Origin of the sequence: Paenarthrobacter sp. 2TAF44, from assembly GCF_052114885.1 — a bacterium.
Taxonomy (GTDB): Bacteria; Actinomycetota; Actinomycetes; order Actinomycetales; family Micrococcaceae; genus Arthrobacter.
Genome location: NZ_JBFRFP010000001.1, coordinates 345,666 through 370,683, shown reverse-complemented (window position 1 = coordinate 370,683; position 25,018 = coordinate 345,666). Strand labels below are relative to the sequence as shown.

The following is a 25,018-nucleotide window of genomic DNA, read 5'->3' as shown; positions in this document are numbered from 1 at the left end:
GCCTGAGATCTGGCGACTCGCCCACGGTCTCACTGCTTCAGGTGCACCTTGGTGATTGGGCAGCAGCTACGCGAGCTGGGAAGCTTGAATTGAATAGTAACCGCCATGGTAACTATTGGCAAGGCTCGACAGGCCTAAGCTGACGTCCCGTCGTCTTCGTAGTCGCTGACGCCGGCCAGGTCGCGTCCGGCGATGTATCCGAAGGTGAGGGCGGGGCCGAGATTGATCCCTCCTGCGGGGTAGTGGCCGCCCATGACTGAGGCTTGGTCGTTGCCGGCGACGTAGAGTCCGTTGATGGCTCGCCCTGCATTGTCCAAGGCACGCCCGTGCGGATCGGTGGCGAGGCCGGCGAAGGTGCCGAAGGAGCCAGGGAGAACCTTGACGGCGTAGAACGGACCCTTTTCCAGGGCTCGGAGGGATGGGTTGGGGGTGTTCTTGGAGTCTCCGCCGTATCGGTTGAATTCGGTGGTTCCCCGGTTGAATTCGGGGTCGATGCCTTTGCGGGCGTTTTCGTTGAAGTCCGCCACGGTTTGTGCCAAGGCTTCAGGGTCGATGCCGCAGGCACTGGCCAGTTCTTCGATGGTGTCGCCTTTTTTCAGGTAGCCGGAGCGGAGGTAGGGGAACAGGGGGACGGGCAGTGGTTTGGCCATTCCCAGGGGGAACTTGCGGACGTAGGCGGCGTCGGCGATTTGCCAGGCTTCGACGGGTTCGCCGTCGGGCGTTGCTTTGAGCATTCCTTCGACGTAGTCGTAGTAGCCGTTGGCTTCGTTGACGAACCGTTTTCCATTGCGGAGCACGCCGATGCTGCCTGGTTTGGCGCGGTCCATGATGTGGGGGAATGTTCCTGTGCGGCCGTTGCGGTAGGGAACCAGGGAGACCGGGCACCAGGCGGCAGGCGATTCGACGTTGGTGTTGAAGCTTGCCCCTACGGCCTGGGCCATCGTTATGCCGTCTCCGGTGGCTTCCTTGGGTGCCAGGGTCCAGTGTTCCTTGCCCGTGGGGGTTTTAGGGAATAGTTCTGCGCGGCGGGCCACGTCGTTCGGGAAGCCGCCCGTCGCGAGCACGACGCCGCGCGAAGCGTTGATGGTGTACCTTCCGTCGGGTGAATGTACGACGGCGCCGCTCACCTTGCCTTCCTTATCGGTGAGTAAGTGTTGGGCTGGTGTGGAGACGCGGATGTCAGCACCAAGATCGTCAGCTGACTTCAACAGCCTGGCGGTGAGGGCGGTGCCGTTGACGAGTTGCATGTTGCGACGATGGATGAGCAGATCCAGAACATGCCGTCCCACCCGCCATGTTGCGTGGAGCAGGCCCTGGATGTTGCCCTGGGATGCCGAAAGGAATTTAGTGAGGTCAGGTCCGGCCATGATGCCCATGCCCAGGAACGAGGTTTCGTAGAGCTGGTGGCGCGCCTTTGAACGTAGCTCGGGCTTGATATTGCGTGCATTGAGGGGTTTGGGGCCGACAGAGCGGTTTCCGGTGCCCGCGCCAGGAGTCTGGCCATAGATGTCTTTGATCTTGGCCCCGGGGACGAATTGGAGGCTGGTCTTGTTATGGAAGAACCCAACCATGTGGGGGACTGCTTCAAGGAAGGCCTCGATCCTTTCCGCGTTGTAGTTCTTGCCGAGGCGGTGGCGCAGGTAGGTGCGGAAGAGTTCGGGGTCCTCCTTGATTCCTGCGGCCGTGGCCAACGGGTTTCCAGGGGTCCAGGCCCAGCCGCCGGACCAGGACGTGGCACCGCCACAGACGTGCGCCTTTTCCACGACGATGACTTTCAGCCCGTGGTAGGCCGCTGTGACCGCAGCTGAGAGGCCGCCTGCGCCCGATCCGATGACGAGGACGTCGCAGTCGAACGTGGTGCCGGAGGTTGCGCTTGATTCGATGGTTTTGGTGGTCTTCACTCGGTTCTGGCCTTCAATGTTGTTTGTTGGTCTCGTATACGGGCTGGAGGCAGGTGCGCGGCGGCACGCACCTGCCTCCTGTCTGTTGCGGGGGGATGGGTACTGCTTTGGGTTTAGCGGTGTTCCTTGTTGGCCCACTTATAGGACCAAAGGCTTGATACCAGTGCTATGAGGCATAGGCCTGCAAGGAGTGCTGCTGCCGGGACCCAGCTGCCGCTGCTTGCCATCAGGGCGGTGGCGACCAGGGGAATGAAACCGCCGACGGCACCAGCCAGTGCGTAGGCAAATCCTGCGCCGCTGTATCGGATCCGGACGTCGAACATGTCGGTGAACCACGTTTGCTGGACGCAGGTGGAGATATTGTGTCCGAGGTTGATCAACGCGACGAAGCCAAGGATCATCGGGACCAGCTCACCGCTTTCTAGGGCCGCGAAGAACGGGGCTGCTGCAAGTGCTGCGGCCAGTGGGCCGATGATGTAGAACCATTTCCGGCCGAACTTGTCCGCGAGTCGGCCCCAGAGGGCAAGGAAGGGAATGGCCAGGACCATGGCGACCATGGAAGCGGTCAGGACGGTTGAGGACGGCGTGTCTGTGAAGTTCTTGACGTAGGCGAGTGAGAACGTGAAGCCCATGTAGAAGGTGCTTTGGTCCACCATTCTCATGCCGATCACTGCCAGGATCTTTTTGGGGCTTGTCCGCAGGGCTTCGGCCAAGGGTGCCTGGGCGGCTTTGTGTTCTTCCTTGGCTGCGGCAAACTCCGCTGATTCCGGCACGCCTGCCCTGATCCAGAGGCCGACGAGGGCGAAGAGGATGCTGATCACGAATGGCAGCCGCCAGCCCCAGGCGAGGAACTGTTCGGGGGTGGTCATGGCGGTGACCAGCGAGAACGCTGCGGTGCCGAGCAGCAAGCCGACGAATGATCCGATCTGGACGCCGGTCGCCAGGAAGTTCCGCTTACCTGCGGGTGCGTTTTCCACCGCCATCAGGGCGGCTCCGCCCCATTCCCCGCCGACAGCCATTCCTTGGATGGCCCGCAGGGTCACCAGCAGGATGGGCGCGGCGACACCGATGGCAGCGTAACCGGGGAGCAACCCGATGGCCGTGCTGGCCAGGCCCATCATGATGACGGTGATGAAGAGCATGGTGCGGCGGCCGTACTTGTCACCGAAGTGGCCGAAGATGGCCCCGCCCAGTGGGCGGAACAGGAACCCGACGGCGAAGGAACCCATGGATGCCAGCAGGCCGGCAACTTGGTTGTCGGACGGGAAGTACAGGGGACCGAAGACAACGGCAGCGGCTGTGCCATAGAGAAAGAAGTCGTACCAGTCAACGACTGCGCCGACTGTGCTGGCCAGTGCTGCACGGCGGCCTGCCCTGGCGCTGATCGTTACCGGGGGATGGGTGGGAGTGCTCATGGCGGCAGTGCTCCCTGTGTTGGGGGTTTGGGGAGTCGTCATTGCGGTTCACCGCAACCTTTCTGTAGCTCGGCACCTTTGCCGGCGAGTGGGATAAGTGCTTTAATGACTACGCAGTCATTTAGTGATTTTGATCATACGCGCATCGTTGGATCGCGGTCAAACACCCATTGAGCAGGACGGAAGTTATGAACAGAACCATTGGTCTGGCCCACTTGTCAGCGTTGCATCTGAGTCCGCCCGAACTGGTCCAGGCTGCGGCTAACGCCGGCTTCACCTCTGTCGGCATCCGCGTTTACCCGGCGACCAAGGGCGAATCGACCTACCGCATGGCGGTTGGCTCCACCATGTTTGTACACACGCTTGATCGTCTCGGAGGGACGGGAGTGGCGGTGCGTGATGTGGAGGTATTCACGCTCAACGGGAATCGTGGACGCGCCGAATGGGAGCCCGTGCTTGAAGCGGGAGCTGCCCTGGGTGCGAGTGTTCTGAACGTGATCGGAAGTGATCCGGATGGGGGCCGGCTAAGGGACAGCCTTGCGGCGCTGGTCGAAGATGCCCGCGCGTTCGGGATCAGGCCCTCCGTTGAGCCGATCTCCTACCAGCCCCTGGCAACCGTGCCTGCGGCGGGATTGCTTGTCCAGCAGACGGGATGCGGAATCATGCTCGATGTTCTTCACTTCGTGCGTGCCGGCGGCAGGATTGCGGAACTGGAGCATCTGCCTGCAGGGGCTGTGACTGTCATCCAGCTGTGTGACGGCCCAGCCGACACCCCGGACTTGCCGGTCCCGCGTGCCATGCCCTTGGGACAGGACGTCAACGGATCCCCCCGGCAGATCGAATCCCGGTCAAAGAGGCTAGCGCCAGGGGAGGGTGTCTTCCCCCTTGGGGAGATCCTGGACCTTTTCCCGGACACGCCGATCAGCGTCGAAGTCCCTGACGTCCTGGCCGTCGAGGCGCATGGCACATTTGCCCACCTCCAACACCTCTATGAGGCAGCCGCAACGCTGACCCGAACCTCCCTGAAAACCGAAACGAAGTGAACACCATGAGCGAACTTACCCAAGAAAAAACAACCCGAACCGCCGCCCCGGAGACCTATTGGCCCGGTCGGTTTCAGGACCAGGTGATCCTGGTGACCGGCGCCGCCGGCGGCCTCGGCTCGGACACCGCGGACCGGCTGGCACGCGAAGGTGCCACAGTTGTATGCACGGACGTCAATGCCGGCGGCCGGGGTGATGGCAGCAGTCCGTCGAACTGCATGGCCCTGAATGTCACCCAAAGGCAGGACTGGGACCATACTGTGCAGGCCGTTCTGCAGCGGTACGGCAGGATCGACGGGGCGCTCTTTGCCCATGGCATCCAGGGACCGGAGGTTCCCGTGACGGAGATGCCGGCAGAAGGATGGGCCAGAACCCTGAGCGTGAATCTGGACGGCTGCCTCCACGGTCTGGCCAGTATCCTGCCGGTCCTCACCAAGCAGGCCTACGGCAGGATTGCCATCCTGTCATCCATTTCCGCGCGTGAAGGGAATCCGCACCAGGCCGCCTACTCGGCTTCCAAGGCGGGCCTGGTCGCACTGGTGAAAACGGCAGCGAAAGAGGTGGCACCTTACGGTGTTACGGTCAATTCCATCGCCCCGTCCATGATGAAAACCCGGCTCCTTCAGGACCTGAGCCCGGAACGAAACGCCCAACTCCTTGCCAAGGTTCCGATGGGAAGAGTCGGGCTGCCGGAAGAATTCTCGGCTTTGGCCTCATGGCTGCTATCCACCGAGGCCAGCTACATGACAGGCCAGACACTGGACCTCAGCGGCGGCCGCAACACCGCCTAAGCGGGCGGTCCCGTCGTCCCCCGCACCTGCATATGGACCGGAAACACCGTCTTCATCGTTTCGCTGGGAGGCTCACCTTCGATCCTCCCAGCAAGACGGTCCACTGCCAGATACGACATCTCCGGGATCGGCTGATGCACAGTGGTGAGGTTGATGAAAGCCCACCGCGCCGGCCCGGAGTCATCGAACCCCACCACGGAAAGCTGCTGGGGAACACTGATCCCCAGTTGCGCAGCGGCGTCCAACACGGCAAACGCCAAAGCATCCGTCACGCAATAAATTGCCGTCGGCCGGTCCTGGGTATCCAACAACTCCAGCGCGGCCCGGACCCCTTCTTCATGGGTTAGCCTCAGATGCCGAATCCAGTCCTCACGAACCTGAAGTCCACGCCGTTCCATGGCCGCCCGGAACCCGTCCTCACGGTCCCGGCCATTGGACCGGTCCCGCAGAGTGGTCAGGACACCGATGCTCTTGTGCCCCAGGCCTTCAAGATGGGCAACAACAATCTCGCCGGCGCGTCGGTCATCGGCAAGGACTGCCTCGACCTCAACAGTCGTATCGTCACGACTGAGCAACACCACGGGTGTCCCGCGCTCCAACACCCTGCGGACGGCGGCTGAAGATTCTCTCGCCGAAACAAAAATCATCCCGTCCACCGTTGCACTGTCCAGGACATCAACTGCCTCAGGGTCAGGTGAAATGTCCGGGTCCCGGATGAGGACCATCCGATACCCGCGCTCAAGAAGCCGATTCTGCAACGACTCCACAATGACCGGATAAATAGGGCTGGTCAGGTCAGCAACAACCACACCGACGGCGTGTGTCCGCCGCGTCACCATCATCCGGGCAGCGGCATCAGGCACATACCCTAGCTCCCGTGCCACCGAAAGAATCCGCGCTTTCGTGGCTGGGGCAACGGACGGATGGCCCCGAAGGGCACGGGACACTGTCGACTGCGACAATCCCAAATGACGGGCCACGTCAACGCTGGTTACCATTGCACCATCGTATTTCACCAGATCAGCTCGGGTCCCGATGCTATTGAACGTGCGTCTGGCTCTTCTGAGCGGACGGGCTGTCGTGCTGGTGCCGTGGGTCTGCGGTGTCCTGACTGAATTTCTTGCGGGTTTCGGGTGCGATGAGTGCGGACACCACCGTAATGATGCCAATGATGCTGAAGTACAGGATCACCCATCCTGGTTCACCATTCCCGGCGTTCAGAAGGGCGACGGCGACCAGCGGCGCGACGCCACCGGCGAGCACCGAACCGAACTGATAGCCCATGGAGGCTCCGCTGTAGCGCAATTTAGTAGAGAACAGTTCTGCAAAGAAAGCTGCCTGTGGCCCATACATGGAGTTGTGGAAAACAGCGAGGCCAATGATGATGGCGAGGGTTGCCAACAACGCACTGCCTGTGTCGGTCATGACGAAGTACAACGGGAAGAACAGGAGTCCTCCGATGGCCCCGAAAAGGTAGACGGGCTTGCGGCCGATTTTGTCGGAAAGGATGGCCCAGAGTGGGACGGCGATAATGCCAATCGCGGAGGCGATAAGTACCGACATCGTTCCCTGGTTGGCGCGGTCGGTCCCGAAGGTCTTCATGATGTAGACCACGGAGAAGGTGGTGTAGAGGTAATAGGCGGAGTTTTCTGCCAAACGCATTCCGACGACGAGCCAAATGCCCTTGGCCTCCTTCTGCAGTGCCTCACCCAAGGGTTTCTGCGAGGTCTGCTTGGCCGCGACGAGTTCTTTGAAGTCGTCGGAGTCCTCGAGCTTGGAGCGGACGATCATGCCCGTAACGATCAGGAGGACACTGAGCAGGAACGGTATGCGCCACGCCCAGGCGTCGAAAATGTCGGCGGGCACCGAGGCTTTTACGGCAAGGACGCTGGAATTGGCGAGCAGCATTCCGGCGGGAACGCCCATCTGGGTGAAGCTCCCGAACAATCCACTGCGGCCCGGAGGCGCGTGCTCGATGGAAATAACTGCCGCTCCCGCCCATTCTGCTCCTGCCCCGAAACCTTGCAGCAGGCGCAACATCGTGAGCAGGACGGGAGCCCAGAAACCGATCTGGGCGTAGGTCGGCAAGAGTCCCATGGCCAGGGTCGCGACCCCCATGATCAGGAGGGAGAGAACGAGCATGGGCTTCCGGCCGATCTTATCTCCGAAGTGACCGGCGAACATCCCCCCGAAGGGGCGGGCCACGAAACCCACCGCGTAGGTGACAAAGGCAAGAAGGAGACCGGTTGCTGGGTCTTGTTCGGGAAAATACAGTCTGCTGAAGACGCCGGTCGCGGCAAGGATGCCAAAAATGTAGTAGTCATACCATTCGATGGTTGTGCCGACGAAGCTGGCGAGTGGCACACGCCAGGGGGTCTTTGTGCTGATGGATGTGCTGGGAAGTGTCATGGGATTTTCTTTCAGCTTGGTACAAGGGAGTTGGCGGGGGAGATGGTCAGGCGAAGGGATTGGAGAGTCCGATGTAGACGGTCTCGAGGAATTCCTCGATTCCTTCGGCTCCGCCTTCACGGCCGAGGCCTGACTGCTTGACGCCGCCGAACGGTGCTGCGGGGTTGGAGATGATGCCCGAGTTCACACCGAGCATGCCGGTCTCGAGTTGTTCGGATAGGCGAAGGACCCGGTTGATGTCGCGGGTGAACACGTAGGAGATCAACCCGTAGGGGGTCGCGTTGGCGCGGTTGATTGCCTCTTGTTCGTCGTGGAAAGGAACAATCGGGGCCACCGGTCCGAAGATCTCCTCTGACAGTGCACGCGCCTCGGCCGGCACATCGGTGAGGACGGTGGGTTCGTAAAAGTAGCCGGGTCCGGGCAGCATCCTTCCACCGGTGAACACGCGTGCCCCCTTACTGACAGCGTCATCGACAAGGTCTGCGACTTTTTGGCGGCTGTGCTCGTCAATGAGCGGTCCGATCTGAACTCCGGCCTCCGTCCCGCGACCGAGTGTCATTTCGGACATCCGGGAGGCCAGACGCTTGGCGAACACATCGGCAAGGCTGTGGTGAACGTAGAACCGGTTGGCCGACGTGCAGGCCTGTCCGCCGTTCCGGAGCTTGGCTGCGATGGCACCTTCAATTGCCGCGTCGAGGTCTGCGTCGGCGAACACCAGGAACGGTGCGTTTCCACCAAGTTCCATGGACGTTCGAAGCACGGTCCCCGCTGCCGCTTGCAGGAGGCGGACCCCGACTTCCGTGGAACCGGTAAACGAGAGTTTCCGCAACCGGGGATCTGCGATGAGGGGACCCGTCACAGCTCCCGCCGAGGATGTGGGCACCACGTTGAGCACACCTGCTGGCAATCCTGCCTCGTGCATGACCTGCGCGAAAAGGAGCGTCGTCAGCGGTGTCAGGGCCGGTGGCTTGATCACCATCGTGCAGCCGGCCGCGATTGCAGGAGCGACTTTCCGTGTCGCCATCGCCAAGGGAAAGTTCCACGGAGTGATGAACAAGCAGGGGCCGACCGGTCGTTTCGTCACCAGAAGGCGCGAATTCCCGTCCGGCGATGGGGAATACCGGCCCGAGATGTGGGCTGCTTCTTCACTGAACCAGCGGAGGAACTCCGCGCCATAGGCGACCTCGCCGCGAGCTTCAGTAAGGGACTTGCCCATCTCCATTGTCATCAAGAGGGCGAAGTCCTCGGCGCGGGCGGTGACGGCTTCGAAGCCGGCTCGGAGGATTTCGGCGCGGGTGCGCGCGGGGGTACCGGCCCAAGCAGTTTGCGCTGCCGCCGCCGCGTCGAGTGCTGCCAACCCGTCCACAGGGGATCCATTGGCGACGGTGGTGAGGACTTTCCCGGTGGCAGGGTCTTCAACATCGAAACGCTGCCCTGTCGGGGCGTCATGCCACTTTCCAGCAATGAAGACTCCGGTTGGTAAGGAGTCCAGCAGGGAGACTTCCGAAGCCGCGTTCACCGAGGATCTGCTTCCGCTACCGCAAACGTGATGATTTGTCGCACCGCGAGGCCGTCCGCGAGGTCGTCCATGGCTTGGTTTACTTCCTGGAGGGTGATGGTGGATGAAATCAGTGCTTCGATGGGTAGCCGCCCCTCACGCCACAGCTGCGCGAAGGCGGGGATGTCACGGGCAGGGACGGCGGATCCGAGGTAACTGCCAATGATCGTGCGGGCCTCGGCGGTGAGCCCGAGCGGCTTGATCGCCGCTTCCGCAGTTGGTGCAGGAAGGCCAACGGTGACGGTCCGGCCACCTACGCCGGTCAGTGCCACGGCAGTTTCAAAGGCTCTGGCGTTACCGGCAGCTTCAATCACGATCGGCGCCTTGAGCCCTGCTTCGAACGCCTGACTGGGCGTGTAGACCGCGCTTGCGCCCAGAGCAGTCGCTCGTTCGAGCTTGTCGACGACGGCGTCCACTCCGATGACGTCCCCTTTTCCGAGGGAAACCGCTGTGAGCAGCGCCGCCATTCCGACTCCGCCTAGACCCACCACTATGGTCGTCTCTCCCTCTTCGGGCTTGGCGGCGTTGATGACTGCCCCGCCCCCTGTGAGCACGGCGCATCCAAGGACCGCGGCGATCTCCGGCGGGATGTCGTCGTCAACAGGCACTAGTGAGCGCCGATCGATGACGGCGTGGGTTGCGAACGCGGACACACCCAGATGGTGGTAAACATCCTGCCCGCCGCGATGCAGACGTGTTCCGCCCGAAAGCAAGGTTCCCGCATTGTTCGCTCCCGAGCCGGGCGTGCAGGGTAGTCGCCCGTTCGTGCGGCAATTGGCGCACTCCCCACATCGGGGAAGGAAGGCCATCACCACCCGCTGGCCCGTGACCAGGTCCTCGACTCCATGCCCCCAACTGACGACACGGCCGGCAGCTTCATGGCCGAGCAGCATCGGTAGTGGCCGAACCCGGTTGCCGTCCACGACGGACAGGTCAGAGTGGCAGATTCCTGCGGCTTCGATTTTGATCAGGACCTCACTTGGGCCGGGCGGATCGAGCTCGAGTTCGCTAACGGTGATAGGACGGGAGGTTCCGAAAGGCCGTGGGCGGCCGATCTCTTCCAGGACTGCTCCGGTTATTTTCATGGTGTGGCTTTCATGTTGATGTCTCCCCGGGTCGGTGCGGGGTGATGGGAATGTGGGGTTGCTCCTTCGGCGATGGCCGAAGTTACCGCTGTGGCGATGTCGTCACCGGCGCGGAGTGGGCGGCCTGAAAAGATGCCTTCGTGCGCGAGGATGGGGCGTCGGTCACCGGCCAGTTCCGGGTAGCGTTCTTCGAGTGCTTCACGGCGCTCGGCAACTCGGTGCCAGTGCGCGATCGTTTCGCGGTCGCCCTGCCGGACGGCGTTCCAGCTACGCGGCATCTGCTCCCGGGAGGGCCCTGCGGACGCGCGTCCCCCGATGTTCAGCCGGGAAGGGCGCCTGCTGGTTTCAGCACCACACCTTGGACAGGGCGGGTTGGCCGATGCCATTGTCGCGAGGCCGGCCTCGAAGTGGTGCCCGTTCTGGCAAGCGAAATCGTAGAGGATCACGTGTTCTCTCCCAGCGGCCGGCTCAGTTGTAAAACCCATCGGGTGCATAGCGCAATGTCTTGGCCTGTTCCCCGTCGTGGCCGAAGATAACCTCCGCCCCCGTACGGTCGGCGATAGCCCGGAGTTTTTCGACAGACTCAAGCCAGCGAACGTTGTCCCAAACGATCGCCGCGCCGACGGCGGGAGGCCCCCAACTGTCCGCGAGGTACACCGCGTCCGAAGTGAAAATCTTCGTCCCCTCGTTTTTGAGATCCAGCTGCAATGACATGGTTCCCCAGGTGTGGCCGGGGGTCTCTATTACCTTGACGCCGGGCACGATCTCCACGTCGCCGCTGACCCCTTCCAGATCGAGCGACTCGTAGTCCGAGACGATGTGCGCCCCCTTCGAATAGCCTTCTATGGCACGTGCGCCAGCGATCTCGGCGCTGTTGGCGATGATCCGGGTTTTGCCGTTGTCGAACATCGAGGCGTTTGCGGCATGGTCGAAATGCAAGTGTGAGAGCACCAGGATGTCGATATCATCCGGTGTCAATTCCAGCTGAGCGAGAGAAGAGTCCAGATAGCCCGGTCCGTCCACTGGCTCACGTACCGGAAAGAAGTCCTGAAACCCTGTGGGCGCCCATCGCTGCTCCCAGTCACGCGGAACGCCCGTGTCCCACAGAATCCGACCCTCGGGATGCTCGATGAGCACAGCATGGGTGGGGCAATCGCCCCAGACGACAGGGTCCTCTTTATGGTGCCGGTCGCGGATAGTCCGCCCACCTTTGAGCAGAAGCCAAGTCAGGTCGGTCTCCATGACCCCGGTGGACAGAATATGGACGCGCATATCAGTCACTACAACCTCCTTGTTGTTCGCGGCAACTTTTACCGTTCCCCCACTCTGCAGGTTCATGGGAAGCAAAACCATGGTGCTAAGGGATATACAAATGGTGAATACATAGCCGGAATCGACATATGTCACTTAGAATCACGGTATGACCGAGTCCAGAATCCAGGAATTCAGGGCACCGGGGGACCCGGAAATCCTCATGGCCGCCACCGAAAGCTCGACTGACCTGGCGAGCGTGCGCGATCGTACGCTCATCCTCAAGGGGATCCTGCGCCGCACCCGCACCCTTTTAGGTGCCGACATGGCATACCTCAGTCTGAATGACCTCCCTGCCGGGGAGACGTACATCCATGTCACGGACAACGTGCGTACCGAGGAATATCGGAACATCCGCATGCCGTTGGGTACCGGGGTACTCGGAGCAGTCGCCACGGGCGGCTCAACCGCGTCCACTCTTGATTACCTGGCTGACCCAAACATGAACCACATCCCTGCGATCGACCAGATCGTCGCCCTCGAAGGGGTAAAGGCGATCGCCGGGGCGCCGCTTAGGGTAGGTGGTCGGATAGTCGGTGCCCTGCTCGTCGCGCATCGCGCGCCGGCCAGCCTTCCGGCTGCCGGGCAACGGGCCCTTGAGCACATGGCAGCCCAAGCGGCCCTCGCACTCGAACAGACCCGCCGAGGAAGTGAGATTACTCAGCTTCGGGCGTTGATAGGCAGTACGACTACCAGCAACGCCGGCCGGACCCGGGAACTGGAATCAATGCTTGCGCTGGATGAGCGGCTGATGGGAAGTATGGTCGCCTCCGTCAACGCGGAGGGCGTCATTGCGGTGCTTGAAGAAGCATCGGGGCGGCCCTTGGGACTGTTTGACCCGGCAGGGCGTCACCGCTTCGGATCCGTGACGCTGAGTAAGCCCGCGCTTGAGACGTGGGGGGTGCAATCGGCAATCAGCAGTTCGCTGCATGGCGCGAGTGCTGCGACCGTTCGACACAAAGGTGATGCCTACACGGTTGTCGCCATCGCGGCCGGCAATGAGCACCTGGCAACGTTGGTCATGAACGGCTCCGCCAGCAAAGAGACCTCACTCCTTGAGCGGGGTTCGGTGTTTGTGAGCGCAGCGCTACTGTTCGAACGCACCCTCGTGGATGCCAACAACCGCGCCCAATCAACGCTCATGGAAGATCTGCTTACCAGCCGAACTGAGGACCAGGCTCAGGCTGTGAGAACCAGGTTCGCCGCCTACGGCATTGAACTCCGCAATAAAATCGCCGTCCTGGTCATCCTGGTTGATCCTGCGGTCCGGCACGCTGCGCTTGCGATAGTGCAACAGAGACTTCGAAAAGCTCCGATGCTCATTTCGTCCCACATGGGCCACATCTGCGTGGTGACGACGTCGAGCGCGGCAGCCTTGGCCGAAGAACTGGACCAGATCCTGCACGAGGATGGGCTCTCTGCAGTAATTGGCCACGCAACAGCTACCGGCGAAACCATCAGCAGTGTCCGGGAGGCCCATGATGAGGCCTCCCAAGTCGTTACGGCCGCCAAAGAACTCGGCTGGCGACGCGGGTTTGCCGACCTCAACGATTTGGGTATTGCCGGAATCATGCTCAGCCATGACCGTGCTGCAACCGCAGCGCGGATCATCGAACGAACGCTCGGCCCTGTTCAGGAGTACGACCGGGCGCACAGAACTGAACTGCTTGGCACGCTCTGGGCGTACCTCGAGACTGGGAGTCGTCTCCAAAGCACGGCTGCGCAGCTGCACATCCACCAGAACACCGTCAAGCAACGGCTCGAGCGGATCGACTCCCTGCTCGGCCCGGAGTGGCGTACGCCCTCACGCCGCGTCGATGTGCACTTCGCGCTGCGGCTCTGGAAACTGACTCCGCAACGACTACACGAACCGCACCGATAGTATTCCGTGATGGCAGCCCCACGGACTTAGGAAGAACCAGTCACAAGAATTGCCCTGGCATACAGAGCTGCTCCGATCAATCCAGCGTCTTGGCCAAGGGTTGCAGGGAGAATGCGGGGGCGGCGATGAAAGGTCAGCAGTTCGTAGACCGCTTTTCGTAAGGGGACAAGCAAGGCTTCTCCCGCTTGGGAGAGTCCACCACCGATGACGAAGACCTCCGTGCCCAGGATGCTGACGCACTGGCTGATACTGAAGGCCAGTGCGTCTACTGCTTGTTCCCAGACTTGCCGGGCGATTGGGTCGCCCTCGGCGGCGAGCGAGAGTACAGCTTTTGCGCCGTCTACCGTGTTGCCGCTGATTGCCGTGTAGCGGTGGGTGATGGCTCCTGCTGAGCCGAGGGCTTCAAGTATCGTCGTACCGCCGGAAGGGGCCGGGACCAGTGCGTGGCCTATTTCCCCGGCGTAGCCTCCGGCGGTCACGGGTTTGTCGCCGGAGAACACGGCGGCGGCAATTCCCGTGCCGATGATGAGGACGGCGGCGTCGTGGTGGTCGTGTGTCTGGCGCATTTGTAGTTCGGCTGCCCCTGCGGCGGCCACGTCATGGCCGAAAGCCACGGGCATGCCCAGCCTGGACTGGGCTTGGGTGGTGAAGGGGAAGTCGCGCCATCCTAGATTGGCGGAGTAGATGCCCGTCCCTGTGGCGGCGTCTACTATGCCCGGTACCGTTAGCCCTGCTGCGTGGACCTCCACCTGAGGGTGTTCTGCTTGTAGCTCGCGGGCGAGCTCTCCGATCCGGTCCAATATTGTCTCTGCCGGTTGCGTTGGATGCAGTGGCGTGGCCACGCTGCGGGAGCCCTGCACATTGCCGTTGGTATCGATCAGCGCGGCTTTGATGAATGAACCTCCGACGTCGAAGGCCAGGACTGAGGCGCGTGCGGCACCAAGCGACACGGGGGATGGCATGGGTGTCCTACTCTTTGTCTTCTAATTGGTGGAACAATTTCGGGTGGCGGGTTTAGACGGCGCCATAGGACAGTCCTGAGATGAGCCGGCGCTGGAAGATGATGGCGAGGACCAGGATTGGGATTGTTCCCACCGTTGCCGCGGCAGCCATCTGGCCGAAATCAGTTCCCGCGATCGAGATGAAGAAGTTGACGGTCGTGGGGAAGGTGCGGGCGTCGATGGACGTCAGGAACTGGGCGAAAGCGAACTCGTTCCATGTTTGGATGACCAGGAGGAGGCCGGCCGACACCATTCCGGGGCCCAGGATGGGGGTGTGGATAATCCATAGGATCTTCCACCTAGAAGCACCGTCCAGTTGGGCGGCTTCGTCGATGTCCATGGGAATGTCGCGCATGAACCCCCGGAGCATCCAGACGGCAAGGGGGACGTTCATGGTCATGCAGGAAATGATGAGCAGGATCTGGGTGTCCAGGAGACCGATGAACTGGGCTATCAGGAAGAACGGGATCACGACCGCGATGGCCGGGATCATGCGGAAGGACAGCACGTTCAAAGCGACGGAGCGTTCCTTCCGGAGGCCGAAACGAGTCAGGCCATAGGCGGCCATGAGCGCGAGAACGAGGGACGGTATGACTGACCCGATTGTCACGATGACGCTGTTGGTGATGTATCCGCCAAAGTGCTTCCCCTGGAAGAGCTCCGCGTAGTTGTTCAGCGTGGGTTGGAAGATGAATGCTGCAGGGTTCAAAACGTCGCGCTTGAGTTTGAAGGATGAGATGAGTGTGAAGGCGACGGGGAAGAGAGTGATGATGCCCCATATGCCAACGACGGCGTAGATAAGGGCTGTTGTTGTTCTCGCCTTTCGGCGGTTGGCGCTCATGACGGCAGGTTTCGCGGGACCCGCGATTTTTTCCGTCAGGTTCGGTCCTTCTACGACGGTCATCCCTGAAGCCCTTCTGCTTTTTTGAGGTGGCGTGTGACGAATTGCGAAATGATGATGACGAGAATGAGCAGGAGGACTGCGACGGCCGAGGCGCGGCCGATCCAACCTGAGGTGTAGAGGCCGTAGTGGAAAACCATCAGGCCCAAAGTTTCGGTGGCCTGACCTGGTCCGCCTTGGGTCAGGGCGTAGGCGGTATCGAATATTTTGACTGAATCGATGAGGCGCAGGGCGATCACCAGCCCGAAGATTGGTTGGATCATGGGAAACGTGATGTTCCGGAACAACTGCCAGGCGTTTGCTCCGTCGAGCTGGGCTGCTTCTTTGGGGCGAGGGTCCAGAGATCGCAATCCTGCGAACATGATGAGCGCTACGAAGGGTGTCCACTGCCAGGTTTCGACGATGAGAACGGAAATGAAGGCCAGCGGTGGCGAGCCGAGCCAGGCCTGGTCAAGGCCGATGGGCCGCAGGAAAGCGTTCAGGGCGCCGGTGAGGTCGTTGAAGATCAGCCGCCAGATGAGGCCGGCCATGACGGGTGCCATGACGAGCGGGATCAGCAGGAGCGTGGTGATGATGCCGCGGCCGATGAGAATGCGGTCAAGCAGGAGTGCCAGGATGGTTCCCAGCACCACAGTGGTCAGGGTTGAGCTGAGCAAAAAACCGATAGTGACTCCGACTGCCGGCCAGAAATTGGTGTCCGTTCCGGACAACAGACGGGTGTAGTTCTCCAGTCCGATGAACTTTGCTGCGCTCAGTGGCGTTCCCCTGTCGTAGTTGAAGAGGCTGATTCCATAGAGGAACAGACCTGGCAGGACTCCCACCAGTGTGACGATGATGACTGCCGGCGCGACAAAAAGCCGCCCGGTGCGGTCATTGCGTATTTCTGCGGGGCTTCGCTGCTTTTGCCGTTTGACCCTGGTCGGCGCTGCCGATACTGCGCTCACGAGTTGGCTCCTTGCTGTTCATGGTGGTGGTTGGAGGGGACCCCAACCACCACCATTGGTTCTTCACTGGATTAGAGTGCCCTTATTTCGGTGCTTGCCTTTTCAAGGGCTTCCTTGGCCGTCAAGTTCCCAACAAATGCTTCCGAGCAGTAGTTGCCGATGATTGTCAGTTTCTCGTCGAGCTTTTCTACCTTGGGCAACCAACTGATGCCTTGGTCGCTGAGGTTCTTGGCCTTATCCAGCGACTCAAGCATCGCCGGGTACAAGACCTTCTCTGCATCTGTCTGCGGGTCCTGCAGCGTGCTGGCCCGGGTCGGTACACCACCGTTGTGGATGTAGTCTGCGGCCTTGGCTTTGGAAGTCATGTATGTAATGAAGGCCCAGGCAGCGTCAGCGTTCTTGGACTTCGAAGCCAGGCTGAGCCCCCACCCGGCAAGGGCGCCGAACTGTCCCTTGGGCCCGGAGGGCGGCGGAACGAAGGCGACCTTGTCAGCGACAACTGAGGAGTCGGGGTTCAGGATCGTCGGGGCGATCGCCGTAGCGTCAAACCACATGGCCGAATGGCCCGAGGCAAAGGCTGAGAGGGCTTCTTCGTTCGTGTAACTTCCCACGTCCTTCGGCATCGTCTTGAGCAGGTCGAGGTAGTACTGGAGAGCCTCCACATTCTCAGGTGAGGCAATTTGATCTGCCCCGGTCTTCGGATCCCAGAAGCCCGTGCTGAACTGGTACATCAAGGTCAGCAAGCCAGACGCGAAATGGATGCCCTTCTGTGCACGCATGGACGTCCCGTACAGCCCGTCTTCCTTGCCATTGAAGAACTGCGCGAGTTCCAGGTATTCCTTCATGGTGGTTGGTGGTTTCTTGCCGTACTTATCAAAGAGGTCCTTGCGGTACCCGATGAAGCGGGTTTCGCCGGCGATCTGGACCCCATAGGACTTGCCGTCAACTTCCTGCAAGCCTTCACTGTAGGCCGGAAGGATGTCTTTGTAGTCGAAGAAATCCGGGGCGCTGTTCAACCGCTGACTGACGTCTGCGACTATGCCGCGTTCAGCGAAACTGGACATCCAGAACCCGTCCACCATGACGGCGTCGTAGGCGGCGTTGCCGCTCTGGTAATCCAGTTCGATCTTCTGCTTGAGGCTGTTCTGGTCAACGATGTCCCACCGGACGTCAATGCCCGTCAATGCTGTGAAATCGGCAGTCATTGCCTGCATTGCAGCGGTACTTGGGTGTGTTTGGGCTGCGATGGTGATGGACGTACCTTTGTACTTTTCCTTCACGCTCGTCGCCCATTCCTGCACGCCGGGGTCCTGGCTGGCGCCCGACGTCGTGCCGCCTCCGGTGGTGCTGCAGCCGGCGAGCAGCAGAGCCGTGACGCCGACTGCGAGCAGCCGTTGCCTGTTGCGCTTCATGGTTGTTCCTTAGGTCTTGTTGGGAGTGGGTGGTGAAGAGATGCCTTGCGTGGACGATCTGCAGTGCACCGGATTCCGGTGAACCCTCGATCGCGACAAGGACCTCGTTGACCGGCAGGTGGCGGCGGCTCGAAGGTCCCTGGGAGTATGCGGGGGACTGGCGCTGTTCTCCTTTGCTGGGGGAGATGCATCAGCTGACAGGGGCGGGAGCCAGGAGGCTTTCGCGGGTTGTAAGGGAAACGCTCGCGCCGTTCTCCAGCGAACGATGGACCGCTTCGATGGCGTGGGTGACGATGAGTCCCTGTGTTGCTGTGGGCACGGTGGTGACCGTGCCGCGGACGAAGTCGATGAATTCGTTAACCATGTCAATGGGTACGCCCCCAATGCGGCCGGCACGCTCGGTGACGCCCCATTGAGGCCATGAAACCCGGTCCTGGGAGTAATGGGTGATGCCCTGGTTGGAGACATCGATGTGGAAGGCATCCGTGCTGGTCTGCACTTCGTAGCGGAAATCGTACACGGCAGGTGCGGTTTGGGGCAGGATCCACGATGAGTGCAGGACGGCCGTGGAACCGTCGTCCATGACGAACGTTGCGCTGATGCAGTCCCATGTGTCCACGTCAAGGGCCGGCAGCACACGTTTCACTCCGACGGCATGGACCGAAACCGGTCGCGCACCGCTGAGCCACATGGCCAGGTCCAGGGAGTGAGGCATGAGGAACCATGCCGGGGAACTCTTGGCAGCCCAGGAGAGCATCTTCGTTGGAACGAAGATGGTGTCGTTCAGGCTGATGATCTGGTTCAGGACACTGCCACTGTCCTGGGACTTCAAAAGCTCCCGCACGGCGGAGAACCGTGGGTTCCAGCGGTTTTCGAAACCGACCATGATCCTGGCCCCGCCTTCCGCTGCGGCCTCGATGATGGCCTCTGCATCAGCTGTGGAAGTGGCCAGCGGTTTTTCGATCATCAAATCCAAGCCGGCGGCGGCGCAGGCGATGGCTGCTTCTTTATGGGCGAAGTCCGGGGTGGCGATTACCGCAGCCGTGAGCTCAGGATGGGCGATGAGCATCTCTTCCACGGAGGGGTAGCCGGGGACGCCGTGTTTGGAGGCAACGGTATCCCGTGCGTGTGGGCTTGGATCACAGACCGCAATCAGTTGACCCAGGGGGTTCTCCTGGATTGCCCGAGCAAAGAGCCCGCCACGGATTCCTCCACCCACTATCCCGACATTCGCCGTTTTCAAACTGGTCATTAGCGTCAGATCCTTCAATAGGGAGCGGAGCCCGTCATTGGTACCCGAGAACGAGTGACTTCAGTCACTAGGGTTTGTATGAGTGCCCAGCATACATACTTCATGTAAGGTGTGTCCATACATATCTTTTGGAGTTCAGCTGGCTTGAAGGAGAATCTCGTCGTGGACGTTCAAGACAAGCCCCCGTTTACCGCCTCGCCGCCCAAGAGCGGCCCGGCGGAGTCGAGGCGGCTGATTACTGCCTCCCGTATCGGTGAAGCTAATCGTGCACGGGTGCTGCAGGTTCTTCACACGGACGGCCCTGCCAGCCGGGCACAGTTGGCACGCGCGCTGAACGTAAACCGCGCAACCATTGCTTCGATTCTGCAGCCCCTGATTGATGACGGTGCTTTAGTTGAGGGCGAGCCCGTGTCTGCAGCGGTGACCGGTGGAAAGCCAGCCCGCCCGTTATGGTTCAGCCATCACGGGCCACTCCTGGGCGGAGTGCGTATTTCACCGGACGGAGTGACGGTTGCGCTCATGGGAATAGACGGCAAAATCCGTGTTCAGGCTTCGCGTGCCTACGCACGGGACGCTTCCGGCGAAGCCATTATGGAGGCCATTGAAGAGTCCGCCGATGAGTGTTTTGTCGGGCGGAAAATTATCGGCATCGGTGTGGGTGCTGCGGGTATGGTCAATGCCACCACAGGCACCATCATCTCCATGCACCTCACCCCGGGACTGAACGGGCTGCAGGTCGGTGCACGGCTTCAGGGGCGGTACGGAGTTCCCGTCCTGGTGGATCACCACCCGAGAGTCCAGGCCCTGGGGGACCGCTGGTTTGGCCTTGGCCGGCATCTGCAGGACTTCGCCTCCGTCTATACGGGGGAGGCATTGGGCTTCGGGATCGTCTACCAGGGAGCAATAGTCCGTGGCAGGGACGGCGCGGGTGGTGAATCCGGCCATACCACCGTGCAGCTCGACGGCGCTCCATGTCGGTGCGGGCGCCAAGGGTGCTGGGAAACCGTGGCTACCCTCGGTTGGCTCCGGGAACGGGCAGCCGAGCTCCAACTACCGCAGGCGGAATCCATGGATTCCGCTGCGCTGGTGGCATTGTCGGATGAGGGAAATGCCGCCGCAGCGGACTTGATGGATCTCTATGCACGCAACCTTGCCGTTGGAATGGCCAACAACGAAGAAGTACTCGGCTCGGGGACCTACATCATGCATGGTGATGTGTGCGGAGGTGGAGAGCCAATGCGCGAAGCCATTCAAGCCTGGATGATCAAGCTTCCGCTCGACCGTGGGCAGCCCGCCACCGTGCTCTTTGCCGACACTCAGGATCCTATGACCCTGCTCGGAGGCGGTGGACTCATCCTTGCCTCAACGTTCTCGATAACCGTTTAGCCATCCGGCGCTCCCCGGAACTTCGCATGGGTTAAACGATGAACAACCAAGGTCCAAAGTTTGTGAGCCGGGGTGCGCTCAGGCGAAGTCAGGGAGGTTCAACGTATGGGCAGTACGGTCGCGTTTGGCGGCAAGGTAGCGGTGGTTGGTAGAGGACAGGTGGACTCCCGTAGGCACCTGCTCCGTCACCTGGATCCCGAGGGCTCCCAATTGAGCTGTCTTGTCAGGATTGTTGGTCAGCAGTCGGATGCTGTCGGCGCCAAGGGCGGACAGCATCTGGGCCGCCGCTGTGTAGTCGCGCTCGTCTTCACCATGGCCAAGAGCCAGGTTGGCTTCGTAGGTGTCCAGGCCGGCGTCTTGGAGGGCGTAGGCATCCAGCTTTGAGTACAGGCCTATTCCGCGGCCCTCCTGGCGAAGGTAAAGCAGGAATCCGCCTGCTGCGGCGATCTGTTCCACGCCTTCTCGCAGTTGGGGTCCGCAGTCACAGCGCTCAGATCCGAACACGTCTCCCGTCAGGCATTCGCTATGTAGCCGGACGAGTGGTGCCGGGTCCGTATGGCGCAGCAGAGCCTGCTCCCACTCGCCCAGGGCAAGCAGCAGATGCTCCTTCCCATCGGCCAGTCCGTTGAAGGTCAGCACTTCGGCTGTTGCTCTAAAGCCGTCCGGGAACTGCAGGGGCACAGTGACCTGGCTTCGGACCGCCGCTCGAGAAAGGGCGGCGGCCATTCCGTGCGCTTTGATGGTCGCGGATACAACAGTCATCTCAGATCCTCAGGCATTCAGTAGGCGGGCATCAGATTTTTACTTCACGTATGAAGCAAACGTTAGGACTATTTAGTTCACAATGCAAGTGAATGACGTTAAAATAAAGTTCATGCGTGAAGTTTTCTAGGCTATGCTTGGGCTCATGGAAGATTCTTCGGGACCTCGGTGGCTAAATGACGAGGAGCGACAGGCCTGGCTCGCATTCGTTGGCGTGTTGATGCGGCTGCCCCCTGCCCTGGATGCTCAACTGCAGCGCGACGCGGGGCTCAGCCACTTTGAGTACACGGTTCTCGCTGGGCTCTCTGAGGCCCCTGACAGGACCCGTCGTATGAGCGACTTGGCTGGCTTTGCGGAGGCTGGGCTCCCGCGCCTATCCCAGGTGGTTGCCCGTCTTGAAAAGCGCGGTTGGGTGCTCCGCTCACCCGACCCCACCGATGGCCGCACTACTCTGGCAACCCTGACCGAAGAAGGGTGGGAAAAAATCGCCAGCTCAGCCCCCGGTCATGTAGAGGCTGTCCGAAGCCTCGTCTTCGATCCTCTCACTAAGACGCAGTCACGCCAGCTGAGCGAAATCTGCCAACGCATCATGCGCACCATCGACCCTGACGATCGATGCCTCCGTGACATCGACTGATTCGCGATCGCGTCCGTGATCCTTAACCCTCATCCACTCACCGCGGCAACCGCCAACGCAGCCGGAGGGTTACTAATGAGGCAACGTATCCGCCGTCGCGGAGGTTAGCCACGAGTCAACGCGTGCTCTGGTCTGAGAGGGAAAGCAGGCGTAGCGTCGTTCGAAGAATTGGCACTGACGGCAGCAACACGACCCGCTGGATCAGGGCGGGCGATTCAGATTTGTGAGGGCCTGAGATGGCTGGGTGGAATGCGGACACGGCGGCGGGGCCGCTGGGAGCCGGGACAATTACCCTGCTCGAGGGGTCCTCGTTCTGCATCTCTTTGCAGAGCGGGGACATACAGCCGGAACATCCACACGGTCTTTTTGTCCGGGACACACGCATTTTGTCCTGTTGGCAGCTCACGATTAACGGCTACCCCCTTGAGCCGCTGGCGGCGGAGATGAAGGAGCCGTACCGAGCGCTATTTGCAACGCGGGTTCCCCGCTCGGACGGATATGCGGACAGCCCGCTGATTGTGGAGCGGCTCCGGGAAGTTGGAGTGGGCATACAAGAACAAGTGCGCATCGGGAATTACTCACTGGACCGCGTCGATTGTGTTGTCTCACTGAGAGTTGAGGCGGATTTCGCAGATCTGTTCGAGGTGAAGGAGGCACGGATCCAGCGGCGCTGGGATCAGACGCGCCAATCTGACGGGGACGCACTAACCATCCAGGCTGTTTGGCAAGATGTCCGGAAGGGCGTTGTTGTCCAAGCTCCTGGAGCGGACATTGGTCAAGAGGCGCTCACATACCGGGTCTCGGTCCCGCCGCACGGCGAGTGGAGCACTACCTTGACAGTGACTCCGATGGCCGAGGGGACCAACCCTGAAGCCATGTTTGTCCATCCTGATGAGGACGGCCTATCCCCTCGTGACCTGCGTCGGCAGGAATGGGTGGCAAAGACTCCCGTAGTGCAGATGGGAAACCTCTCCATTGAGCGAATTGGCCGCCGGAGCTACGACGACTTGGGTTCCCTTCGCATAGAGGATCCGAACCATCCTGACCGTGTCGTGGTGGCTGCAGGTGCGCCCTGGTTTATGACGCTGTTCGGCCGCGATTCACTTTGGGCATCCGAGATGTCGATGCCGGTGGATCCGTCGTTGGCATTGGGCACGCTCCAAACGCTGGCAGAACGGCAAGGAACAGTGGTGGATCCTTTGAGCGAGGAGGAGCCAGGCAAGATCCTGCACGAGGTCCGGCTTGACGTTTCCAGCGGTTTGTCCCTGGGTGGAAAGTCCGTGTATTACGGGAGCGTGGACGCAACGCCCCTGTTTTTGGTGGTCTTGGGATCCGTCGGTCGCTGGGGTTTCGCCAAAGAAACCATCGCCGATCTCCTTCCGCATGCAGATCGGGCGCTGGCTTGGATCAGGGATTACGGTGACAAGGACGGTGACGGATTCGTTGAGTACGAGCGACTCAATCCCAACGGGCTCGTCAACCAAGGCTGGAAGGACTCCTGGGATGGCATCAATTTCGCTGACGGAGCCTTGGCCGTACCCCCTATCGCTCTCTGCGAGGTGCAGGCCTACGTCTACGTTGCGTATCTCTCGCGGGCATGGATGGCCTACCAAGCGGGAGACGGTCCCTTGGGAAACGAGTTGGCCATTCGTGCCAGCCAGTTGAAGGAACAGTTCAATGAGCAGTTCTGGATGCCGGATCGGGGCTACTATGCGGTGGCCTTGGACCGCGACAAGCGTCAAGTCGATGCCTGCGCTTCCAACATGGGCCACTGCCTTTGGGCCGGACTCGTGGACGAGGACAAGGCCCCACTGATTGCTGAAAGGCTGATGTCCCCGGAAATGTTCAGCGGCTGGGGAGTGCGGACTTTGGCTAGCGACATGGGCGCTTACAATCCGGCAAGCTATCACAACGGTTCGGTGTGGCCGCATGACAATGCGATCATTGCGGCCGGCCTGCTGCGCTACGGATTCGTTGAGGAAGCGCAGCGTATCGCCACTGCCCTGCTCGATGCGGCCGAGCTTTCTGATGGCCGATTGCCCGAGCTGTTCTGCGGCTTCAGCCGGGAACGCTACGCTCGGCCCGTGCCCTATCCGACGGCGTGTTCCCCACAGGCTTGGGCAGCGACCACACCGATCTTCCTGGTGACCAGCCTGCTGGGATTTGATGCCGATGCGTCCCAGGGCGGTTTCTGGATGGATCCCGTGCTCCCGAAGTCCTATGGTGACCTGCATGTCAGGAACGCGCCCATGGCCGCTGGCCGGATCAGTCTCGACATCGAGGATTCAATACCCTCAGTCCACGAAATGCCTGAAGGTATGGTATTCCACCGCGGTCGGAGGCCGTGGCTGGCAGAACTCGTCCAGCAAGCTGGCCGGGAGAAATGGCCTAACATCCGCAACGCTCCCGCGGAATAAGCCGCTGATGGCAAACACTTCCCTCTGGCCCGTCAAGCGAAGGCTCATCGGGTACTTCGAACAGCGCAAACGCGACCTTCATGAAAGCTCGTCACAGTGAGCCGGACTATCGTGAACGTTTCGTATTGGATGAATCCGTATTAGAGTCATCGTATGGCGATTAGAAGCGAGCAGAGTCAAAGAGCGATCCTCGATGCGACCATGGCGTTGCTTGATGACAGAAAGCCTGGCGCCCTGACCGTCCAAAAGCTATCGATTGAGCGTGTTGCCCGGGAAGCGGGCGTAAGCAAGACAACGATTTACCGGTGGTGGCCCAGCAAGGCTGCGGTTGTGATTGACACCTTCCTCGACAATCACATCGCGCGTACTCCAATACGGGAGGATGTTCCGGCGATCGAGGCGCTCAAAGAGCACCTTGGCTCGCTGGCCGAGATTTATGGCGGCCGGGAGGGCCACCTCGTCGCCCAGCTAATTGCGGAGTGCCAGTACGATCCGGCGGCCATGGCCGAATTCAAGGACCGATTCTGGAATCACCGCTTGGAAGCCGCGCTTGCCCTCATTGAGCGGGCGGTCCAGGAGAGGGCGATCAGGAGTGACATACCTCCCATGGTTGTGACTGAACTTCTCTACTCGCCAATCTATTTTCGGTTGTTGCTTCACACTGGACCACTAGACCGAAAGATGACGGACCAGACCCTAAGGGCAGTGCTGGAAGGCGTACGCGCATAGCTGGATAAGGAACAAACACAGGAAGGGATTGACTCTGACAGCGTCAATCCCTTCCTCTTTGCCTGCCCGGGAGCCCGCGCCCGAAGGCGTAAATCACGCCAGCCCTCGCCAGCTGCATCTGCGAATAGCCCTGCCGGCTTTGACAGACAGGCCGACGCTTGAGGCATTGTCAATACGATACG

The 25,018-nt window shown here is 60.9% G+C and carries 21 protein-coding genes; 7 read left to right on the top strand and 14 right to left on the bottom strand.

The window, feature by feature from the left end:
- Nucleotides 1-134 precede the first annotated feature (134 nt).
- On the bottom strand, nt 135-1,901 hold the full coding sequence (locus tag AB4Z15_RS01590) for an FAD-dependent oxidoreductase (RefSeq protein WP_442015735.1): 1,767 nt from the start codon (nt 1,899-1,901) through the stop codon (nt 135-137).
- 113 nt (nt 1,902-2,014) lie between these two features.
- Nucleotides 2,015-3,316, bottom strand: a complete 1,302-nt coding sequence (locus AB4Z15_RS01585) for an MFS transporter (RefSeq protein ID WP_442015734.1) — start codon at nt 3,314-3,316, stop codon at nt 2,015-2,017.
- 188 nt (nt 3,317-3,504) lie between these two features.
- On the opposite strand from AB4Z15_RS01585, the gene AB4Z15_RS01580 reads away from it, so the two are divergent.
- Both AB4Z15_RS01580 and AB4Z15_RS01575 read left to right on the top strand, forming a co-directional pair.
- Nucleotides 3,505-4,359, top strand: a complete 855-nt coding sequence (locus AB4Z15_RS01580) for a sugar phosphate isomerase/epimerase family protein (protein ID WP_442015733.1) — start codon at nt 3,505-3,507, stop codon at nt 4,357-4,359.
- A 5-nt stretch (nt 4,360-4,364) separates the two neighbouring features.
- On the top strand, nt 4,365-5,150 hold the full coding sequence (locus AB4Z15_RS01575; RefSeq protein WP_442015732.1) for an SDR family NAD(P)-dependent oxidoreductase: 786 nt from the start codon (nt 4,365-4,367) through the stop codon (nt 5,148-5,150).
- On the opposite strand, the gene AB4Z15_RS01570 is transcribed toward AB4Z15_RS01575, so the two are convergent.
- From AB4Z15_RS01570 to AB4Z15_RS01545, 6 genes are read right to left on the bottom strand one after another with little or no spacing between them, the layout of a single operon-like run.
- On the bottom strand, nt 5,147-6,148 hold the full coding sequence (locus tag AB4Z15_RS01570; protein ID WP_442015731.1) for a LacI family DNA-binding transcriptional regulator: 1,002 nt from the start codon (nt 6,146-6,148) through the stop codon (nt 5,147-5,149). The two genes, AB4Z15_RS01575 and AB4Z15_RS01570, sit on opposite strands and share 4 nt — an antisense overlap.
- Before the next feature lie 40 nt (nt 6,149-6,188).
- Nucleotides 6,189-7,559: an MFS transporter gene (locus tag AB4Z15_RS01565; RefSeq protein ID WP_442015730.1), complete on the bottom strand. Its 1,371-nt coding sequence runs from the start codon at nt 7,557-7,559 to the stop codon at nt 6,189-6,191.
- Nucleotides 7,560-7,605: 46 nt separating this feature from the next.
- Complete coding sequence (locus AB4Z15_RS01560; protein WP_442015729.1) at nt 7,606-9,078, bottom strand: NAD-dependent succinate-semialdehyde dehydrogenase; 1,473 nt, start codon at nt 9,076-9,078, stop codon at nt 7,606-7,608.
- The gene (locus AB4Z15_RS01555; RefSeq protein WP_442015728.1) at nt 9,075-10,202 is read right to left on the bottom strand and encodes an alcohol dehydrogenase catalytic domain-containing protein; all 1,128 of its coding nucleotides are present in this window, start codon (nt 10,200-10,202) and stop codon (nt 9,075-9,077) included. Before AB4Z15_RS01555 ends, AB4Z15_RS01560 begins: the two co-directional genes overlap by 4 nt.
- Nucleotides 10,199-10,648, bottom strand: coding sequence for a zinc ribbon domain-containing protein (locus tag AB4Z15_RS01550; RefSeq protein ID WP_442015727.1), 450 nt, complete (start codon nt 10,646-10,648; stop codon nt 10,199-10,201). Before AB4Z15_RS01550 ends, AB4Z15_RS01555 begins: the two co-directional genes overlap by 4 nt.
- A 22-nt stretch (nt 10,649-10,670) precedes the next feature.
- Nucleotides 10,671-11,474, bottom strand: coding sequence for an N-acyl homoserine lactonase family protein (locus AB4Z15_RS01545; protein WP_442015910.1), 804 nt, complete (start codon nt 11,472-11,474; stop codon nt 10,671-10,673).
- Between the two features lie 148 nt (nt 11,475-11,622).
- On the opposite strand from AB4Z15_RS01545, the gene AB4Z15_RS01540 reads away from it, so the two are divergent.
- Entirely contained in the window at nt 11,623-13,395 is a 1,773-nt protein-coding gene (locus AB4Z15_RS01540; protein WP_442015726.1) for a helix-turn-helix domain-containing protein, read from the top strand.
- 26 nt (nt 13,396-13,421) lie between these two features.
- On the opposite strand, the gene AB4Z15_RS01535 is transcribed toward AB4Z15_RS01540, so the two are convergent.
- The 5 genes from AB4Z15_RS01535 to AB4Z15_RS01515 form a co-directional block, all read right to left on the bottom strand.
- Complete coding sequence (locus tag AB4Z15_RS01535) at nt 13,422-14,357, bottom strand: ROK family protein (RefSeq protein ID WP_442015725.1); 936 nt, start codon at nt 14,355-14,357, stop codon at nt 13,422-13,424.
- A 52-nt stretch (nt 14,358-14,409) separates the two neighbouring features.
- Complete coding sequence (locus tag AB4Z15_RS01530) at nt 14,410-15,300, bottom strand: carbohydrate ABC transporter permease (protein ID WP_442015724.1); 891 nt, start codon at nt 15,298-15,300, stop codon at nt 14,410-14,412.
- Nucleotides 15,297-16,241, bottom strand: a complete 945-nt coding sequence (locus AB4Z15_RS01525) for a carbohydrate ABC transporter permease (RefSeq protein WP_442015723.1) — start codon at nt 16,239-16,241, stop codon at nt 15,297-15,299. Before AB4Z15_RS01525 ends, AB4Z15_RS01530 begins: the two co-directional genes overlap by 4 nt.
- Before the next feature lie 71 nt (nt 16,242-16,312).
- Entirely contained in the window at nt 16,313-17,653 is a 1,341-nt protein-coding gene (locus AB4Z15_RS01520; protein ID WP_442015722.1) for an ABC transporter substrate-binding protein, read from the bottom strand.
- A gap of 190 nt (nt 17,654-17,843) precedes the next feature.
- Nucleotides 17,844-18,905 carry a Gfo/Idh/MocA family protein gene (locus AB4Z15_RS01515; protein ID WP_442015721.1) on the bottom strand — a complete coding sequence of 354 codons (1,062 nt, stop codon included), beginning with the start codon at nt 18,903-18,905 and terminating at the stop codon, nt 17,844-17,846.
- Nucleotides 18,906-19,067: 162 nt separating this feature from the next.
- Between AB4Z15_RS01515 and AB4Z15_RS01510 the strand changes: the two genes are divergently transcribed.
- A complete protein-coding gene (locus tag AB4Z15_RS01510; RefSeq protein WP_442015720.1) occupies nt 19,068-20,291 on the top strand; it encodes an ROK family protein in 1,224 nt (407 codons plus the stop codon).
- A 78-nt stretch (nt 20,292-20,369) separates the two neighbouring features.
- Here the strand turns inward: AB4Z15_RS01510 and AB4Z15_RS01505 are convergent, their stop codons facing one another.
- On the bottom strand, nt 20,370-21,017 hold the full coding sequence (locus tag AB4Z15_RS01505) for a GTP cyclohydrolase II (RefSeq protein WP_442015909.1): 648 nt from the start codon (nt 21,015-21,017) through the stop codon (nt 20,370-20,372).
- 181 nt (nt 21,018-21,198) lie between these two features.
- Between AB4Z15_RS01505 and AB4Z15_RS01500 the strand changes: the two genes are divergently transcribed.
- The 3 genes from AB4Z15_RS01500 to AB4Z15_RS01490 all read left to right on the top strand — a co-directional run bounded on the left by AB4Z15_RS01500 (nt 21,199) and on the right by AB4Z15_RS01490 (nt 24,836).
- The gene (locus AB4Z15_RS01500) at nt 21,199-21,690 is read left to right on the top strand and encodes a MarR family winged helix-turn-helix transcriptional regulator (RefSeq protein ID WP_442015719.1); all 492 of its coding nucleotides are present in this window, start codon (nt 21,199-21,201) and stop codon (nt 21,688-21,690) included.
- 236 nt (nt 21,691-21,926) lie between these two features.
- The gene (locus AB4Z15_RS01495) at nt 21,927-24,107 is read left to right on the top strand and encodes an amylo-alpha-1,6-glucosidase (protein ID WP_442015718.1); all 2,181 of its coding nucleotides are present in this window, start codon (nt 21,927-21,929) and stop codon (nt 24,105-24,107) included.
- A 153-nt stretch (nt 24,108-24,260) separates the two neighbouring features.
- Nucleotides 24,261-24,836 (top strand): TetR/AcrR family transcriptional regulator, encoded by a 576-nt coding sequence (locus AB4Z15_RS01490; protein ID WP_442015717.1) that lies wholly within the window; start codon nt 24,261-24,263, stop codon nt 24,834-24,836.
- Nucleotides 24,837-25,018: the final 182 nt, after the last annotated feature.